Raw genomic sequence first — 18653 nt, 5'->3', positions numbered from 1 at the left:
TGACCGACATCAACTGGCCTGGGCCGAACAGCCCGGACGGCTGCAAGAACGAGTTGATCGGATCGGGTTCGATCGCCGAGAAGACTGATCCGAGGCGCTGTTTGGACTGTTGCAGCGCCATCACCGTCACGACTACCGAGGCATCGCCGGCCACGATGGCGGCGCGGGCCAGCCCGATCGCGCCCGCCGAACCACCGCCGCCCGAGGTCAGTGCGGCGGTAAAGCGAACTTCCGGAATCCCAAGCGTTTCCACGAAGTCGGCGGTGTCCATCTTCTCGGTGTAGCCCGCGCTGGCACCCGAGTAGTACGCGAAGCCGTCGACGTCGGTCACCGGAACGCCGGCATCCTCACACGCCGCCAGGATGGCCTCGCCGGCCAACTCGGTGATCGACTTCGGCAATGATCCGCCGCGCTTGTAATAGGGTGTGGCGCCGACACCCACGATCGCGACGTCACGTAGTCCGGACGAAGTAGGCACGCGCTCAGAACTTTTCGGCAGGGATGGGCGGCACATCCGGGAACAATTCGTAGAACGTGCCCTGGGTGATGCGCAGTCGAGTCTCGTCGCTCACGCCGTCGAACAGCCCCTTCAGGGTGTCCTGGGTGTGGCCGAAGGTGCCTTCCATGTGCGGGTAGTCGCTGCCGAACATCACGTTCTTGTAACCCATGTGCTCGTAGGCGGCGACCGCGGTCTCGTCGTGCTGGAATGACGCATACACCTGCGTGTAGAGGATCTCCTTGGGACTACGAGTCAGCTTGGGCCGCACCGCCATATGGTGTTGACGGTAGCCCTCGACCATCCGGTCACCGAGGAACGGCACCCAGGTCGCGCCGCCTTCGGAGATCAGTACCCGAAGGTCGGGGTGGCGGTCCAATGCGCCGGAGGCGACCATCTTCATCGCTGCCCGCTGTCCGGAGAACGTGGTCTCGGCGTAATTCATCACTGCCCCACCCGGCCCGCGGTACACCATGCCCGCCCCGCCGCTGGCGCCACCGACCGTCATGTCGACCGGATCGGTGCCGATGTGGAACGCGATCACCATTCCGGCCTCCTCAGCCGCAGCCCAGAACGGCTCCCACTCCTTGCGATGCCAGTCCGGGGCGCTCGGGTGCGGTGTCGTCGGCAAGAACACCGCCTTGAAGCCTTTGCCTGCGGCCCAATGCAATTCCTCGACGGCGTCCTCAACGATCAGCGTCGACACCTGGGCGGTCACCACATAGCGCGGCGACACCGCGCAGATCTCCTCCAGCGCCCACTCGTTGCTGGCGCGCATGCATGCCTTGAGCAGTTCAGGAGTGCGAAAGGTCGAGCCCCACATGCCCAGCGATGGGAAGATCACCTCGCCCCAGACGCCCTCTTTGTCCAAGTCGCCCAATCGTGCCTTCGCGTCGCGGATGCCTTGCGGCTTCATGCTCTCCTCGATGAAGGCCTCCATCGCCGAGGACGGCAGCTTGCGCCGGAAGATCTGTCCGTCGACCGAGACGGTTTCGTACTCACCGTCGGCATCCTTCTCGGCGTGCGGCGTCAGGTCGGCCAGCGCCTTGGGCAGGCGGGACTGCCACAGGTCGTCGGGTTCCAGGAAGTGGGAGTCACCCGAATTCGTCCAGATCATGCTCATTGGCCCTCCATGGGTCCGTCGCTCATTCGAATGATGCCAGCCGGACCGCCGGAAGTCCACACTTTCTAATGCATCAGCATTATTATTTCTCGTGATGCTGTAACGCCGGTAAGACTGAGGCGGACCTTGAGGAGATCCATGACGAGCACTGAATCGGCGGCAGGGGCACGCCGGCGCAATGCCTCGGGTGAATCGACCCGGGTGATGTTGATGGAAGTCGCCGAGCGGCTCTTCGCCACCCGCGGCATCGAGGCGGTGACGCTGAGGGAGATCCAGCAGGCCGCCGGGCAGTCCAACACCTCGGTGATCCGCTATCACTTCGGGTCCCGCGACGGTCTGATTCGCGCGCTGATCTCCTATCGCCAAGCCTCACTCGGGACAGATCGCCAAGAGATGCTCGCGAGCATGCGCGAGGAAGGCAAGGAGGCGGATCCCCGTGCGGTGGTGTGGCTGCTGGTGCGCCCGCTGGCGAACAGCATCGCTGCGGGCGAGATGTTCGCGCCGTTTCTGGCGCGGCTGATGGAGGATCCACGTGCCCGTAGCGAGTACTGGCCGGACCACGTCGACGACGAGTGGACCCAGGAAAAGCTGGAGGAACTGGTCGACGCGGCGCTGCAGGACTTGCCTGAGCGGATCCGGCGTGGCCGTACCTTCCAGCTCTACATCAGCCTGATCAACGTGCTGGCCGCTTCCGCTCGCGCCGGGCACGGCCTCAGCGAGGCACAACTGCACAACTACGTCGACACCTGGGTCGGAATGCTGACGGCGCCGGTGTCGTACGAAACGCGCGCGCTGATCGCCGACGACGACTAATCCGTCAACCGCCGCCTACGATCTCCTTCGCCCTCAGGTCGACGATGGTGGCGTCGTCCAATCCGATTTCGCGCAGCACCGCATCGGTGTGCTGGCCGATGGCGCATCCCGCGTCGGCCCGTGTGCGTGAGCGCGAGAACCGGCACAGCGGCGCGAGCCGGCGGTGCTCTTCGAAGATCGGGCTGTGCGCCCGCACCGAGTAGCCGGCGTCGAAATACGGGTCGGTCTGCAGCACCAGCTCGGAGTTGGCCTCTACCACCTCGACGCACCCGACGTCCTGGGCGGACAATTCGTGCTCCCACTCCAGCTTGGTCTTGCTAGCGAAAACGGTTGTCAGTGCAGCGATTAGCTCGTCGTCGTGCCGCGCGCGAGATTCGGCGTCGGCAAAGCGCTCGTCGGCGTGCAAGTCGACGTAGGGCGACATCGCCTTCGCCAGCGCCGGCCATTCGCGCGGCAATGGCGCAGCGAGAAAGACGTAACCGTCGGCCGCGCGGTACATCCGGTACAGGGCATTCATGCCGAAGAACTGTTCGTCGGCGGCCGTCTCGGCGGGACGCGTCGCGTAACTTGCGTTGTACGGGATCATCGCCTGCTGAACGGTCCCGAGCATGGTGGTGACGACATTGGACAGCGGCCGTCCAATCCGCTTGGCGTACAACGCAATCAGCAGCGCCGAACCGACACCGTGCGCGGCGATGCCGTCGGATTGCACGGCGGGGACGGCCCCGCCCGCGTGGAGTTTGACCGCTCGGCGGTGGAGGTCGTCCAGGTCGGTGGGTGGCTCACCCGTGTCGTGGCTGTCGACCAGCGCCAGGCCGGACGCCGCGCCGACCGACGGTGCGTAGGCGGCGCGGTGCGCGAACGGGCCGTCGACGCCGTAGCCCGAGGTCGTCACGAACGCCAAGTCCGGGTTAACCCCCCGCAACGATGCCTCGTCGATCTTCGCCCGCTCGGCGGCCTTGCCCCGGAAGCACTGCAGCACGATGTCGGACCGCTTGGCCAGTTCGTACACCAGCTCAAGGCCTTCGGGTTTGGTGAAGTCGATCGCGACGCTTTCCTTGCCCTGCAACACCTTTGCGCCACCGGCTTCGGGGAAGGCGACGAGGTTGCGGATGTTGTCGCCCTCCAGTGGCTCGACCTTGATAACCCGGGCGCCCAGGTCGGCGAGCAGGGTCGCGCCGTACGGTCCGGCGAACATACTGCCGAACTCCAGCACCGTCACGCCCGTCAGCGGCGGTGCCTCGGAGCCTACGCGGGCCCTGTCGGCGTCGGCGGGCGCGAACGACACGACGTCGTTGTGCTCGCCGATTCGCGGTGCCCGCCGAAGCTGGGTCAGTGGTTTGCCGTCGGCATGAATGAGGGTCGACGGTTGGCGTACCGGTCCGAGATCGGGGTCGATGACGTTGGCTGCACGGCCTTCGTGGGCGGTCTGGGGGTGGTCCAGCGAGTCCGCGGGACTTCGGAAGAGTTCGCCGCTCAGGTCGAGGTTCTCGGTCATGGCCTGCTGCCACTCGGCGAGCGTGCGGGCCCCCACCCGCTCGATCATCATGTCCCACCACTCGGTACGCAGTTCGGGGGTCGGCAGCATCGGAAAGCCCTGCCACTTCGGGTCACCGAGCTCCTTCAGCAGGTCGAGTTCGGTGAGCCAGGCACCGATCAGCTTGGGCGACACCTGCGCGAACTGCAGCCAGCGACCGTCCTTCGTCGGACACACCAGGAGTGCGTAGATGAGATACGCCTGGGGCCTGCCTCGATCGTCGTAGGCGGCGTCCATGGGTTCGAAGGCGCCCGGATACCGTTCCAGCACCATCTCGTAGAACCAGTTGTAGGGATCCATCGAACCCATGCCGGTGACCAGGTTGGTTTCGACGGTTTGGCCGCGCCCGCTGCTTTCCCGCTCGAGCAACGCGGCGAGCACGCCCTGCACAGCGGCGTGGGCGGCTCCCCACGAAGCGTAGGGGAACGTGGTGTACGCCGGTCCCGGCCTTGTCGTGAGTCCGCGCTTTTCGTGCATGACACCGGTCTTCGCCATCACCAGGGCCTCCCAGCCCTTGTAGTGACGGAACGGCCCGGTCGAACCCCATCCGGTGATCGTCGCGACGACGAGTCGCGGGTAGGCGTGGGACAACGTGTCGTGGGTAAGTCCGATGCGCTCGGCGGTGGCCGGCCGCATCGTGTTCACCATGACGTCGGCGCGGCGCAGCAATGCACGCAATCGTTCCAGATCGGCGTCGTCATGCAGATTCAATGTCACGCTGCGCTTTCCACGCAGTAGCGCGGGCCAGCCGGCGAGCTCGCGCAGCGGACTACCGTCGGCCGGCTCGATCATGATCACCTCGGCGCCGCAATCGGCGAGGAACTGCGTCGCCTGTGCTCCGGGCAGCGTCGTCGACAGGTCGACCACCACGAGGCCGGCCAGCGGACCGTCCGACGCCGTACCGACTTCCGGCATGTTCGCTCCTACGGTGTGCTGGCAGATCGAGTGAGGACGTGATGTGACGCACGCCACGCCAGCATTGCAGCGAACATTATTAATGTCAATGCATTAGTCTTGCTGCAGGGCGATGAGGAATTGGCGCGAGACGTCCTCTCATGCTGGCGGTCGTCGACGTTGAATGTCGCTGTGGTGCGACGTGATCAGCTCGCGCAATGCAAGTCGGTCGGGCTTGAGCATCGCCGTCAGTGGCAGTTCGTCGACGATGAGGAGCTCGTCGGGCGCCTTGTAGTCGGCCAGTTCGTCGGCCACGTGAGTCCGCAGCTCGGCCAGCGTCGGCGGCCTGGCGGCGTCCGCCGGCACCACGCACGCGACGCCGATCTCCCCGATCACCGGAGCCGAGCGCCCCACGACGGCAGCATGTTTCACTGCGGCGTGGCCGGAAAGCGCACGCTCTACCTCGGCAGGATGGACGTTATAGCCGCCCCGGATGTACATGTCGCCGCTGCGCCCGACGAGGGTCAGGTTGCCGTCGGCGCCGAGGGCACCGACATCTCCAGTACGCAGCCAACCGTCGTGCAGCACCTCTGCGGTGAGCTTCGGGTTACGCCAGTAGCCACGCATCACACACGGGCCGCTCACCTCAACCACGCCGTCGGATCCGATCCGTACATCCATGCCCGCGGCGGGCCGGCCCACGGTGCGGAACTGAACCTCGGGGGCATCGCTCGGTTCAGTCCCGCAAATGGTCGGACACTCGGTCATCGCGTACCGCACGACCAGCGGGACCCCGATGCCCTCGGCGACCCGCCGTACCAGTTCGGGCGATGCCGGAGCGGTGGCAACGACCCCGATCCGCAAGTGCGGCAACGCCTGCGGGCTCACTCCATCGACGTCGAGCAGCTTGGCCCACTGGGTCGGCACCGCGCCTGCCACGGTGACCCGCTCGTCGAGGAGGACGTCGAACATGCCCTGCGCCGACCACGGTGTCGGTGGCACCACCAGCGTGCTGCCCCACACCAGCTGATCCCAGAGCTTGAACATGTAGCCGGCGTGCGAAAACGGCGTCGACGTCAGGCGCCTGTCGTAGGGCGCACTCATCACGCCTGATGCTGCCGCGCCCGCAGCCAGTCGGTCGGCATCGAAGGCCGCGCCCTTCGGCGTACCCGTCGTGCCGCTGGTGAAGATCAACGCAACCAGGTCCCGGCGGGTCAGCTCCACCGACGGTGGCGCCGAGCGTGACGCGTCACGACACAGCGCATCCCTTGACAGCAGCCGATGCCCGGTGTCAGGCAGCGCACCAAGCTGGTCGTCGGCGACAACCAACGCGGGATCCGCCTGCTGCAGAATCGATTCGATCTCTCTACGACCAAGCCGTGGGTTGAGCCCGGTGGTGATCGCACCGATCATCGCCGCGGCGGCATAACACGTCGCGTAGTCGATGCCCGAAGGCAGCCACAGCGTCACCACGTCTCCCTTGCCGACGCCGAGGTCGGCAAGCTGGGTGGCCACGCCACGAGCCCGGCCGATCCACTGCGCGAACGTGATCCGCGCTCCGGGCTCGACGTAGGCCTCGATGTCCCCGTGGACGGCGGCGGCCGTCTCCAACATCGCCCGGGTGTCGACAACCTCGGAGCTCAGCGGTGCGTGGCCCACCTACGGCTCCTCCGCGCCGAGAATCATTGTCCCGCTGGAGCAGAACCAGCCGCCGGTGCCGCTGACGCAAGCGATCCGAGCGTCGGGCACCTGCCGCGGTCCGCATTCACCGCGTAGCTGACGGGCCGCCTCGACCAGCAGGAACAAGCCCCGCTGACCCGGGTGGCACGCCGACAACCCGCCACCGTCGGTGTTGGTGGGAAGTTCGCCACCCAACCGCAACGAACCTTTCTCGACGAATCCGCCGCCCTCCCCCTTCGGGCAGAAGCCCAGATCTTCGAGGGTGAGCAGCAACATGTAGGTGAACGCATCGTAGATTTCGGCGACGTCGACGTCGGACGGCCAGACACCCGCGCGGGCGAAGGCCAGCGGGCCGCTCACGGCAGCCGGGCCGACGGTGAGGTCGTCCCACTGGGAAGTCAGCATGTGCGAGGTGGTCTCGCCCGAGCCCAGCACCCACACCGGCTTACTACGCAGATCCTTCGCCCGTTCCGCACTGACGAGAACAGCCGCAGCCCCCCCGTCACTGCGAATACAGCAGTGCAGCTTGGTGAATGGGTCGGCGATCATCGGTCCGCCGAGCACATCGTCGATCGTGATCGGGTCCCGGTAGTACGCCTCGGGATTGTCGGCCGCGTTGAACCGTGCGGACACGGCGACCTCGGCCAGCTGCTCGATGGTGGTGCCGTAGGTGAACATGTGTCGCCGCGCAGCCATCGCATACTTGGAGATCAGGGTGTGGCCATACGGCGCCTCCCACTGCAGTGGTCCGCGTGCACCCCAATTGATGTTGGCCCCCCGCAATCCTTTTCGGAGATCGGAGCGCGCGGTCGATCCGTAGGTCAGCAGCACCACGTCGGCGTGCCCGGCGGCGATCGCGTCGACCGCGTGAGCGGCCATCACCTCCCAGGACGCTCCCCCGACCGCGGTGGAGTCGATCCAGCGCGGCCGCAGCCCGAGATACTCGCCGACATCGACCGGCGGCAGTGTGCCCTGACCGGTGGTGGCCAGCCCGTCGACGTCATCGGGCGCCAGACCGGCGTCAGCCAGGGCGCGGCGGCTGGCCTGCGCGATCAGCTCGTAGGGTCCCTTGTCGTCGACGCGGCCGACATCGGACAGGGCGACGCCGGCGATCGCGACGGTGCCGCTCACTGGGCGCGGTCCTGCGCCAGCAGCTCGGCCAGCACGTCGGTGGGCTCACCGAACAAATGCCGAAACACGTGCGCGCGCTTCAGATACAGGTGCATGTCGTTCTCGAACGTGTAGCCCATGCCACCGAATACATGGATGCCTGCGGCGGCGTTGTCGACGGCCGCCGAGCCGGCCACCGTGATTGCCGACAGCACCTGCAGCAGCGCGTCGGCGCGTCCATCCGCCAGCGTGATCGCAGCGAAGAAGGTTTGCGCCTGCGCCGCCTCGGCGGCGATCTCCATGTTGACGCAGGCGTGCTTGATCGCCTGGTGCACGCCGATCGGTTTGCCGAACTGCTCGCGGGTCTTGGCGTGCTCGGTCGCTGACGCTGCCGCGGCCGCGGCCAAGCCGGTGAGATAGCCCGCCGCGAGCACCGTGGCGCGTCCCCATATCCATTCGTCCTCGACGGGCAGCCAGTGCACGGGTTCGGCGGATTCGACTGTCGCCGTCGATATCCGGGTACCCGGGTCTGCTGCGATCACCGGTGCCAGCGGACCGAAGGAATCGATGTCGACCAATGCGGCACCACTACGGGCCACCAGCAAGACGTGCGACGCACCCGCGGGTTCGAACAAGTCGAAGGTGCCTTTGACCGGACGCACGTCGCCGTCACCGCGCAGTACCGCGAGGGCCACCAAGGACGCCCCCGAGCCGATCCGCTGCGCCAGCGACCCGTCCCCGCACCGCGCGGCTACCCGGGCGCCCAACGTGCAGGCCAGAAACGGCCCTGGCGCGAGGCGCTTGCCGAGTTCGACGAACAGCAGTGCCTCATCGTCCAAGGGCCGTCCTGATCCACCGGACTCCTCGGGGAGTCCGAGTGTGAGCAGACCCAACTCGGCGCATTCTCTCCAAAGGGCTTCGGGGACCTGCGTTTCAGCGTGCCGACTGGCGCGGATCCGCTCGACGGGCATCCGGTCAGCCAGGAATTCCCCCGCTGCCGTGATGATTTCGAGCTGCTCAGTCCCGGGCAGCAGATCCACGTTGATCGTCTCCTTTCATCGCGGCAGTCCCAGCACCCGTTCGCCGACGATGTTGCGCTGAACCTCTGAGGTTCCGCCGCCGATCGCTTGGGAGAAGCTGTAGTAGTAATAGCCGACCCAGCCCTCGACATCCCAGCGCGACGAATACCGGACCGAGGCGGGACCGATGATGTCCATCGCCAACTTGCCGATCTCCTTTGCCAATTCGGCGTACATCAACTTGACGATGGAACCTCGCGGGCCGGGCGTCTCGGTCTTCATCGCCTCGCAGATGTTGGTGTAAGTGAGCGCCCGCAGCGATGCCACCGAGGCGCGGGCCCGGGCCAGTCGTCGCGCAATCTCGTCGTCAGCGATGGCGGGTCTGCGACCGTCCGGCCCGACGTGGTCACGGGCGTAGTCGATAAGGTCCTCGATGATCTTCGCCAAACGCACCTGGTTGGCGGTGAAAGCGGTGCCACGCTCGAAGGACAAGGTGGCCATCGCGACCGACCAGCCTTCGCCGACATCGCCCACCACATTGCTCAGCGGTATCCGGACGTCGTCGTAGAACACTTCGCAGAATTCCGAGCCACCCTCGATGGTCTCGATCGGGCGGACGTCGATCCCAGGCATGCTCATGTCGCAGATCACCCAGGTGATGCCCTTATGCTTGCTGCCGGTGTTGTCGGTGCGCACCAGTAATTCCTGGTAGTCGGCGACCGTGGCGAAGCTGGTCCACAGCTTCTGTCCCGACACCACGAGATGCTCGCCGTCGATGACCGCCTTGGTGCGTAACGCCGCCAGATCAGATCCGGCACCGGGTTCAGAGAATCCCTGACACCAAATCACCTCACCGCCAAGAATTTTCGGCAAGTGGAACGACTTCTGTTCGTCGGTGGCTCTGGTGATCAAGGTCGGCCCGGCGTGAGAGTTACCGACGAAGCATGCGTCGATGCCCGGGAACCCCCGAGCGGCGTACTCCTCGTACCAGATCAACTGCTGGAGCAGCGTCAGCCCTTTGCCGCCGTACTCGGTGGGCCACGCGATACCGGCCCAGCCGCCTTCGGCCTGAGTGCGCTGCCAGGCGAGATCGTATTCGCGGATCCCGGCGTCGTCACGCGGCCGTGGCTCGGTCGGCTTGTTCTCGTCGAGCCACGTGCGGACCTGGTCGCGGAACTCGAGCTGGTCAGGCGTGAAGTCGAGGTCCATGGTCCGGAATTCTAGGTGACACGATAGTCAGAAACAATGCGTCAGTCATCGGCCTCGATACCTCGCGGCCAGTTCTTCAGCACCTCGGGCCAGCAATGCCACGTCCGCTCCCACGAGCACGAAGCTCGCGCCAGCCGTCATGTAGCGGCGTGCCAACGGTTCGCTGAACGCATTCACACCGGCGCGCTTACCGTGGTTCACGATGGTCGCTAATGCAGCCTCTATGGCGCTCACGACTTCTGGATGCGCTGGCTGACCGAGTTTGCCCATCGAGGCTGCCAGGTCAGCCGGACCGATGAAGACGGCGTCCACCCCGTCGACGTCGGCGATCTCGCCGAGCAGAGCCAGACCGGCCACGCTCTCCACCTGAACCGTCAACGACACCGTGGCATCGGCGGTGACAAGGTAGTCAGAAATCCGGTTCCAACGCGACGCCCGGGCTAACGCGCTACCGACCCCGCGGATGCCGAGGGGTGGGTAACGCGTGGCGGCGACCGCCGCGGCCGCGTCGTCGGGACCGTCGATCATCGGAACGATGATGTTCTGCGCACCGATGTCGAGCAGTTGCTTGATGACCACCGGATCGGCCGACGGCGGACGCACCAGCACGTCGACGTCCGGGTAGCCCGCGAGCACCTGCAGCTGTTCGAGGGTGGTGCGCAGATCGTTGGGTGCGTGCTCCTGATCCAAGAGCACCCAGTCGATCCCGGACCCCGCACAGATCTCGGTGACGTAGCCACTGCCCGAGGCCACCCACATGCCGATCCGCGGGTCGCCGTCGCTGATGCGCTGCGTCCACCGGTTCGTCACGACGCCGCCGAATCGAACGTCACCGACACCGTGCCCAGCGGACCGTAGTCGGCGACAAAGCTGTCCCCCGGCTCGGCGAAAACCGGTTTGGTGAACGATCCGGACAGGATCACCTCGCCGCGTTTCAGTGAAACCCCGTGCGGGGCAAGCCGATTAGCCAGCCACGCCACACCATTGCCGGGATGGTTGAGCACCGCGGCGGCCACCCCGGACTCCTCGATCGTGCCGTTACGCAGCAGCAGGGCCGCCACCCAGCGCAGGTCGACGTCCAATGGGCGGAACACCCGGCCGCCCAGGACGAGACCGGCGTCCGCGGCGTTGTCGGCGATGGTGTCGACGATGGTGCGCAGATGCCCGGTGTCGGGGTCCGACATCTGCACCCTGGCGTCGAGGATCTCGAGCGCAGGAGTGATGAACTCGGTGACCCGCAACACGTCGAACAACGTGACACCGGGGCCGGACAGCTCCTCGCCCAACACGAACGCCAACTCGACCTCGACGCGCGGCCTGATGAACCGGCCCGCCGCGACGCGCCCGCCATCCTCGACGAACATGTCGTCGAATAGTGCCCCGTAGTCGGGTTCGTCGATCGACACCGCCCGCTGCATCACCTTCGATGTCAGACCGATCTTGCGGCCCTTGACTTCTCGCCCGTCGGCAACCTTCAGCGCGACGAGTGCCCGCTGCACCGCGTAGGCGTCCTCGATGGTCATGTCGGGATAGTCGAGTGACAATTGCCGGATCGGCGTGCGGGTCTGCTCGGCCGTATACAGTCGCCGAGCGATGTCGGAGAGCTCGACCTCGTCGGGTCTGCTCATCGCGTGAGGAACTCGATCGCCGCGGCGTTGAACGCCTCGGGATCCTCGAAATGCGGCCAGTGCCGCACCGAGGCCATCTCGAACACCTCTGAGTTCGGGATCAGGTCTGCGATGGTGCGCGCGGTGTCCTGGTAAACACCGTGGTCCTTGCCCGAGGCCACGATCATTACTGGCGCCTCGATGCCGCGCCATTTGTCGTCGGGAATCAGGTTGCGGTGCCGCACTTTCTCGTCCTGCAGGATCAGCAGCCGGTCGATGGTGTTGCGGGTGTCTTCGCGTCGATAAACAGCCTGGCGCAAACCGATGAGGTCGGGCAGGCGATTGGCCTCGTCGGCGATCAGGTGGGCGAACACGGCGTGCAGCGATTCCCATGTCGGCTCGTTGACCGCCTTGGTTCGTTCCGCTCGAATGCGCGCCATGTTGGTCGCCGACGCCTCCCGACCGGCCGGCGACATCAGGATCACCCTGTCCACCCGGTCGGCGTGGCCGACGCACACCGCGGACGCCACGAATGCGCCCAGTGACATCGCGATGAAGTTGGCCGAGGCCATGCCGAAGTGGTCCATCACCCCCAGCACGTGTTCGACGTAGACCGCGATCTCGTAGTCGTAGTCCGGCTTGTCAGAGAACCCGTTGCCGACCATGTCGATCGCCACGCAGTGAAAGTGCTGCGAGAGTGCAGCGAGGTTGGGTGCGAACGTCTCCCAGTGCCCGCCGGTGCCGTGCAGCAGGATGGCGTGCGGCTTGTCCGGGTCGCCCGCCTCGGCATAACGGGTTCGGACGGGCACGCCATTGACGCCGATGTCGACGAACCCCTGCCGGAACTCGAGCTCCTTCAGATACATCCAGATGCTGCGGTAGTCCTCCGTATCGACTCGGCTTACGTCGACCGCCGCGGCCGGTGCTTGTACTTGGCCCATCTCACCTTCTCGCCTGTCCGTATCTGACACATCTGTCATCTAGTGCTGACGTCGCCTCGCCTGCTTCCCATCGTCGCACAAGCCTCATGTTCCCATGTGAAGAACGGCTCACACCGCTCGGCCAACGCGCGATACGCGAGCGGGCATTGCATCTCCCTCCATTGATTCTGACACTTGTATGCGGTAATACTGGGCAGGTGAACACTCCGGCCGGACGCCGCGTCCTCGCCGAGCTGGTCAACGAGTTCGCGGCCGTGCGGTTGTCGTTGGACGTCAACGGCAACGGCCCCCGCCTGCTCGTCGAGGACCTCGAAAGCGGCGAGCAGGTCTTCTTGTGTCCGTTGGAGTTGGCCAGCTTCACCTTGGCCACCCCTGAAGACCGCGAGGAGTGGGTGCGGGTGGGCAATTACCGCGGCGAACGCCGGCCAACGGAGCGGCCGTGAGCGCCGCCGATGCCGACCTGATCGGCCTGGGCATGACTCCGATGTCGCTGCGGCCGGGCGCGACGCCGCTCGAGTTGGCCGTCAAGGCGAGCGCCGCCGCACTGTCCGACGCCGGACTCGGGCGTGCGGACGTCGACGGCATCCTGGTGGGCTCATCGCAGGGCGTCCGGCCGGACCGGCTGGGCGTCGGATTCGCCGCTGCGGCCGGCTTCTCGGATCTGCGCCTGCTGGAGCACCTCGAGATCAAAGGCGCGACGACCATCGCCATGATCCAGCGCGCGCGCCACGCGATCGTCACCGGTGAGGCGTCGACCATCCTGTGCGTCTTCGCCGACGCACCCCTCGTGGCCGGCCGTGGCGCAGGGTCGACCTACGCCCACAGTGGCGGCAACCACGGAGTGCGCGGGCTGGAGCGGGCCTCGGGGCTGCTGGGCTCGGTGCCGACGTATGCGCTGTTGACCCAGCGCTGGCTGCATGTGACCGGCACGAGTGCCGACGCACTACGCTCGGTGGCCACCACGGCGAGGCGTTGGGCCCGCGGTAATCCCGACGCGGTCAATCGCGAGCCGCTCGATGACACCGACTATGACGCTTCCCCGATGGTCGCCGAACCGCTTCGGCTGCTGGACTGCGCACGGCCGGTGAACGGGGCGGTCGCCGTCGTGCTCACCGGGCGGGCCTCGATCGGCGAAACCCGGTTGCGGGTCCGCGGGACCGGGCGCGAGCATCCGGTGCGGCGCCGTCGCTGCGGAGCCGAGTCATGGTTCGGCGGCGGTGGCCGCGCGGTGCAGGACGCGCTCGACCAGGCCGGCATGGTCCGAGCAGACCTGCACGTCGCCGAACTGTACGACCCGTTCTCGATCGTCACCCTTGCGCTGCTCGACGAATACCGGCTCACCGGTGACGTGCCCGTGGGCGCTTTCGTCCGCGACGGCCACACCGGACCGGCCGGCACGCTACCGACGAATACCGGCGGTGGCCAACTGTCCGGTTTCTACCTGCAGGGCATGACGCCGTTGGCGGAGGCGATGATTCAACTGCGCGACGCCGGCGGACAACGTCAGGTTCCCGGGGCCACGGTCGCACTGGTCGGTGGCATCGGCGGCCGGATGGACCACCACGCGGCGTTGGTCCTGGAGCGCGCGGCATGACCGCCACCGCGGTCGAGGACTGGCTGCTGGACAGCGCGCTGGCACCCCCCGCCGATGACGACCTGCTGGCACCGCTGTACCAGGCGGCCGCACGCAACGAGCTCGCGATGCCGTTCTGCGCGGCGTGCGCACTGCCACTCGAACTCGACCAAGAGGTCTGCGACGGCTGCGGGCACCGCGAACGCGACTGGCGCACAGTCGATCCACGCGGGACCGTACACACTGCGACGCTCATGCACCGGCGCGAGCCCGGCCTGGTGCACGGCATGACGCCCTACCCCATCATCGACGTCGAACTGTCGAGCGGGCACCGGATGGTGATGACCACCGTGCAACCCGCCAACACCGCGCCGCCGATCGGCACGGGGGTGCGCATCGGTTTCCGCCGCCTCGGCGACGTCGCCATCCCCGCCATCGACATCCTGGAGGACCAGTGACGACGCTTGAATCCGCGCCTGCGACAGACACCTTCGACGTCGGGACCGTCATACGCAGCGACCGCGTGCACGGAACCGTGTACACATCCGCCGAGATCTTCCGCCGCGAAATGGACAGCATCTTCAAGACCGGATGGGTCTACGTCGCGCACGAGAGCGAGGTCAGCGAGCCGGGTGACTACCTGACCCGGATGATCGGGCATGACCCGGTCGTCGTGGCGCGGGGCAAGGACGGCGTGATCCGGGTGGTCCTCAACCGCTGCACCCACCGGGCCAATAAGCTGTGCAACGCCGAGAAGGGCAACGCCAACTCCTTCCGGTGCCCGTATCACGGCTGGACGTTCAGCAATACCGGTGCGTTGCAGGGTGTTCCGATGCGCGAAGGTTATGGCGAGGCGTTCAACCAGGTCCGCTCCGAGCTGGGCCTTGCCCAGGCGCCCCGGGTGGACAGCTACGGCGGATTCGTCTTCGCGTCACTGGCGCCCGAGGGCATCTCGCTGCCCGAGCATCTCGGCAAGGCAACGCGCGCCATCGACCGCCTGCTGAACCTGTCCCCCACCCGCAAGATCGACCTGCGGGCCAACTGGATGAAGCACCTGCACCACGCCAACTGGAAGATGGTGGTGGAGAACAACGTCGACGGCTACCACGCACTGTTCACGCATGCCTCGGTGTACGACGCGATCAAGCCCGCCAAGGTGTCGCACGTCCCGACCAAGGTCGACGTGCTGGTCCGCGACATCGGGAACGGCCATTCCGAGATCGACTACAGCGACGAATACCGCAAGCTCGATGAGGAATTCGTCTGGTACGGCCGCATTCCGCGGGCCAAGCTCGCCGACTACGTCGAGGCACTCGAGGGTGCGTACGGCCCCGAGCAGGCCCACGACGCACTGGTGGTGGGCCCACCACACACCTTGATCTGGCCCAACCTTTTCCTGGCCGAGATGAACGTCATGTTCGTCGAGCCGCAGGCCCCCGACCGCACCATCGCCTACACCACCGCGGTCCTGATACCCGGTCAGGATGCGCTGAACGAGCGCACGCTGCGCCGTTCCGAGGGTGCGATGGGCCCGGCGGGATTCCTGATCGCCGACGACGGCGAGATCGGCATGCGCAACCAGGCCGGGCTCGCCGCCGAGCTGCCCGAATGGCTGATGCTGGCCCGCGGCGTAGAAAGCGACATCGACGATTCCACGGGAATCATCAACCGGGACAAGAGTGCCGAAACTCCGCAGCGCGGCTTCTACTCGCACTGGGCCTCGGTCGTCGGCGGTAGGACCGGAGCATGACCGTTAATTCCGAAACCCAGGCCCGTCCAGCGCTGCGTCCACTGCCGGACCCCGAGATCCTGTCGTTTCTGTATCTGGAGGCGCGGCTGGCCGACGAGGGCCGCTACTCGGAGTGGGAGGCGCTGTGGGCCGATGACGACGACGCGGTCGAGTATCGCGTCCCGATGCATCCCGACGACGACCCACGCACCACGCTGGCCTACATCAACGACAACCGGCGACGAATCAAAAGCCGGGTGGCTCAGCTCAACACCGGTAACCGGCACTCGCAGACACCACCGTCGGTGATGCGTCGGGTGGTCTCCAACAGCGAGGTGGTGGACGCCGGCGCCGGCACCGTGACAGTGGAATCCAACTTCGCGTTGTTCGAATACCGTTTACGACAACGCTTCTGGGCCGGTCGCGTTATTCACACCATCCGCTTGTCGCCGGAAGGCCCGCGGCTGATACGCAAGATCGTGCACCTGATCGATGCGGGCGGACCGGTCGAAACACTGGCATTCCTGATATGAAGGGCCTGCTGATCTGATGCTCATCGGTGACATCGCCACCAATAACGCCCGCCGCTACCCCGACAAGCGTGCGCTCGTCGACCACGATCGGGCGCTGACCTGGTCTCAGGTCGACGAGCGCGCCCGTCGGCTCGCCGGCTTTCTGATCGGCAGGGGGCTGGTACCGGGCGACCGGGTGATGGTGATCGCCCGCAATTGCCTTGAATGGCCGGAGATCTCGTTCGGTCTGGCCAAGGCCGGGCTGGTGGCGGTGCCAGTGAACATCCGGTTGGCCCCCGACGAGGTCGCCCACGTGCGCGACGACTCCGGCGCACGGGCAGTGATCATCCACGCCGACCACCTGGAGAAGTTCCTGGGTGAATTGACCGAACTGGGGCTGGTATTGGGAGTAGGCGCCAGCTCATCGCATGGCACCAGCGAGTTGGTCACCGACTACGACACGGCGCTGGCGCAAGCGCAACCCGGCGCCGGGCGCCGCGACGTCACGCCGGACGATGTCGCGTTCATCCTGTACACCAGCGGCACCACCGGTCGAGCCAAGGGTGTGATGCACACGCACCGCGCCCTGCTGTACCAAGCGGCCGACACGAACCTGGTGACCGAGGCCAACCGCTCCGACGTCATGCTCGCGACGACGCCGTTCTTTACTGCGGGCGGCATGGTCCGCACGGTGTCGTGGCTGTATCTCGGGCAGACCATGGTGATCCATCAAAAATTTGACCCGCAGGCGGTGATCGACGAGATCGAGCGCAGCGCCATCACTTTCACGACATTCATCCCGACGATGCTGCACCGGACGCTGGCGATCCTCGAAGACGGCCCCCCGCGGGACATGTCGAGCCTGCGGCGCATCTCCTATGGTTCGGCCCCCGTGCCGCCGGGCTTGGCGCGCAAGGCGATGGACCTGCTCGGCTGCGACCTGCAACAGCGCTACGGGCTCACCGAATGCGGCGGACAGGCGACGATTCTCACCCCGGAGGATCATCGCGACATCGTCGCCGGCAGAACCTCGATCGCGACCTCGTGCGGGCAGGAAACGCCGATGTGCGTGATCCGCGTCGTCGACATCGACGGCAACGACGCCCCGCCCGGCGATGTCGGCGAAATCGTGATCACCAGCCCGGCCAACGCGATTGGCTACTGGAACCGGCCCGAGCAGACCACAGAGACGTTCCGGCCCGACGGATTGCGCAGCGGTGACTTGGGCTACCTCGACGACGAGGGCTACCTCCACATCACCGGACGCAAAACCGATCTGATCATCTCCGGCGGCTTCAATGTCTACCCGGCGGAGATCGAGCGGGTACTCGCCCAGCACCACGACGTGGACATGGTGGCAGTGGTTGGGGTGCCCGATCCTGAGTGGGGTGAGACGCCGGTCGCCGCGGTGATTCCCAAAGCTCACGTCAGCGATCAGGACGCACTGACCGCCGAACTGGCTGCGCTGTGCCGCGCTGAATTGGCCGGATATAAGCAGCCACGCCGGTTCGTGTTCTGGCGCGAGTTCCCGTTGGGCCCCGCGGGCAAGATCCTCAAGCGCGAGATCGCTAACCAGGTTAGCCATGTCAGCGAGCCGGGTGCGAAGATGCCGGTACCTACCGGATCGACCGAGGAGCGACGGTGATCGAGCAGACCGACCTTGCCACTATTGAATTCCAGGTGACTGACCACGTAGCCACCGTTGCGCTCAACCGGCCCGAGAGGCTGAACAGCTTCACCGAACAGATGGCCGCCGAACTCGCCACAGTCTGGGCCCGAGTCCGTGACGACGAGGACATCCGGGTCGCGGTGCTGTGCGCCAACGGCGAACGTGCCTTCTGCACCGGCATCGACGTGACCGAGGGCACCTGGTGGAAGCACCAACCGATCTTCAACCAGGAGGATCCGGGCGAATTACTGGGGCCGAAGGCACACAAAGTGTGGAAGCCGGTGATCGCGGCACTGCATGGCATCGTCGCCGGCGGCGCCATGTATTTCGTCAATGAGTGCGACTTCTCGATCTGCAGTGAGACGGCCACGTTCTTCGACCCACATGCCAATGCCGGCATCGTCTCGGCGTTGGAGCCGATGGGCATGCTGGCGCTCGGTGTGCCCTACGGCGAGGTGATGCGGTGGGCCTTGCTCGGCAGCGAGGAGCGCATGTCTGCGCAGACCGCTCTGCGCATCGGGCTGGTAACCGAGGTGGTCCCGGACGATCAACTACGCGGCCGCGCTTTCGAACTGGCCGCTGAAATCGCCGCGCGCCGACCGAATGGTGTTCAAGGCACGGTTCGCGCGATGTGGGAGGCCCGCGATCTGACCCCCAGTGTCGCCGCCCGCCATGGCAAGTTCTTCACCGACCTCGGCAACGCCGGAGCCACCCCGGACTCGTTAAACAACAAGAAGAAAC

General features: G+C 66.2%; 17 protein-coding genes and 1 pseudogene. 8 read left to right on the top strand and 10 right to left on the bottom strand.

Annotated features, from left to right (window positions below):
* Positions 1–478, bottom strand: a pseudogene (locus VN856_RS28130) (thiolase); the annotation flags it as partial.
* Between the two features lie 4 nt (positions 479–482).
* Complete coding sequence (locus VN856_RS28125) at positions 483–1619, bottom strand: amidohydrolase family protein (protein WP_325695400.1); 1137 nt, start codon at positions 1617–1619, stop codon at positions 483–485.
* A gap of 138 nt (positions 1620–1757) precedes the next feature.
* Between VN856_RS28125 and VN856_RS28120 the strand changes: the two genes are divergently transcribed.
* Complete coding sequence (locus VN856_RS28120; protein WP_325695398.1) at positions 1758–2432, top strand: helix-turn-helix domain-containing protein; 675 nt, start codon at positions 1758–1760, stop codon at positions 2430–2432.
* 4 nt (positions 2433–2436) lie between these two features.
* On the opposite strand, the gene VN856_RS28115 is transcribed toward VN856_RS28120, so the two are convergent.
* From VN856_RS28115 to VN856_RS28080, 8 genes are all read right to left on the bottom strand, one after another.
* Positions 2437–4884, bottom strand: coding sequence for a CaiB/BaiF CoA transferase family protein (locus tag VN856_RS28115; RefSeq protein ID WP_325695396.1), 2448 nt, complete (start codon positions 4882–4884; stop codon positions 2437–2439).
* A gap of 138 nt (positions 4885–5022) precedes the next feature.
* Positions 5023–6522 carry a class I adenylate-forming enzyme family protein gene (locus VN856_RS28110; protein WP_325695395.1) on the bottom strand — a complete coding sequence of 500 codons (1500 nt, stop codon included), beginning with the start codon at positions 6520–6522 and terminating at the stop codon, positions 5023–5025.
* A complete protein-coding gene (locus tag VN856_RS28105; protein ID WP_325695393.1) occupies positions 6523–7674 on the bottom strand; it encodes an acetyl-CoA acetyltransferase in 1152 nt (383 codons plus the stop codon).
* Positions 7671–8693 (bottom strand): acyl-CoA dehydrogenase family protein, encoded by a 1023-nt coding sequence (locus VN856_RS28100; protein ID WP_325695391.1) that lies wholly within the window; start codon positions 8691–8693, stop codon positions 7671–7673. The genes VN856_RS28105 and VN856_RS28100 overlap by 4 nt, the downstream gene beginning before the upstream one ends.
* 15 nt (positions 8694–8708) lie before the next feature.
* Positions 8709–9881, bottom strand: coding sequence for an acyl-CoA dehydrogenase family protein (locus tag VN856_RS28095; protein ID WP_325695389.1), 1173 nt, complete (start codon positions 9879–9881; stop codon positions 8709–8711).
* A 45-nt stretch (positions 9882–9926) separates the two neighbouring features.
* Complete coding sequence (locus VN856_RS28090; protein ID WP_325695387.1) at positions 9927–10691, bottom strand: aldolase/citrate lyase family protein; 765 nt, start codon at positions 10689–10691, stop codon at positions 9927–9929.
* Entirely contained in the window at positions 10688–11509 is an 822-nt protein-coding gene (gene hpaH / locus VN856_RS28085) for a 2-oxo-hept-4-ene-1,7-dioate hydratase (protein ID WP_325695385.1), read from the bottom strand. The genes VN856_RS28090 and hpaH overlap by 4 nt, the downstream gene beginning before the upstream one ends.
* Entirely contained in the window at positions 11506–12429 is a 924-nt protein-coding gene (locus VN856_RS28080; protein WP_325695383.1) for an alpha/beta hydrolase, read from the bottom strand. Before VN856_RS28080 ends, hpaH begins: the two co-directional genes overlap by 4 nt.
* Positions 12430–12626: 197 nt before the next feature.
* On the opposite strand from VN856_RS28080, the gene VN856_RS28075 reads away from it, so the two are divergent.
* From VN856_RS28075 to VN856_RS28045, 7 genes are all read left to right on the top strand, one after another.
* A complete protein-coding gene (locus tag VN856_RS28075; RefSeq protein WP_325695381.1) occupies positions 12627–12872 on the top strand; it encodes a hypothetical protein in 246 nt (81 codons plus the stop codon).
* Between the two features lie 32 nt (positions 12873–12904).
* The gene (locus VN856_RS28070; RefSeq protein WP_325695402.1) at positions 12905–14023 is read left to right on the top strand and encodes a thiolase family protein; all 1119 of its coding nucleotides are present in this window, start codon (positions 12905–12907) and stop codon (positions 14021–14023) included.
* The gene (locus VN856_RS28065; protein WP_325695379.1) at positions 14020–14460 is read left to right on the top strand and encodes an OB-fold domain-containing protein; all 441 of its coding nucleotides are present in this window, start codon (positions 14020–14022) and stop codon (positions 14458–14460) included. Before VN856_RS28070 ends, VN856_RS28065 begins: the two co-directional genes overlap by 4 nt.
* Complete coding sequence (locus VN856_RS28060) at positions 14457–15752, top strand: aromatic ring-hydroxylating oxygenase subunit alpha (RefSeq protein WP_325695377.1); 1296 nt, start codon at positions 14457–14459, stop codon at positions 15750–15752. The genes VN856_RS28065 and VN856_RS28060 overlap by 4 nt, the downstream gene beginning before the upstream one ends.
* Entirely contained in the window at positions 15749–16264 is a 516-nt protein-coding gene (locus tag VN856_RS28055) for an aromatic-ring-hydroxylating dioxygenase subunit beta (RefSeq protein WP_325695376.1), read from the top strand. Before VN856_RS28060 ends, VN856_RS28055 begins: the two co-directional genes overlap by 4 nt.
* A gap of 16 nt (positions 16265–16280) precedes the next feature.
* A complete protein-coding gene (locus VN856_RS28050; protein WP_325695374.1) occupies positions 16281–17888 on the top strand; it encodes a class I adenylate-forming enzyme family protein in 1608 nt (535 codons plus the stop codon).
* The coding region (locus tag VN856_RS28045) for an enoyl-CoA hydratase/isomerase family protein (protein ID WP_325695373.1) at positions 17885–18653 on the top strand (769 nt) is incomplete at its 3' end. The genes VN856_RS28050 and VN856_RS28045, both read left to right, overlap by 4 nt.

It is taken from the genome of Mycobacterium sp. (assembly GCF_035603715.1).
Lineage (GTDB): Bacteria > Actinomycetota > Actinomycetes > Mycobacteriales > Mycobacteriaceae > Mycobacterium.
Note: the sequence above shows the minus strand (reverse complement) of the source record. Positions and strands in the feature narration are given on the sequence as shown.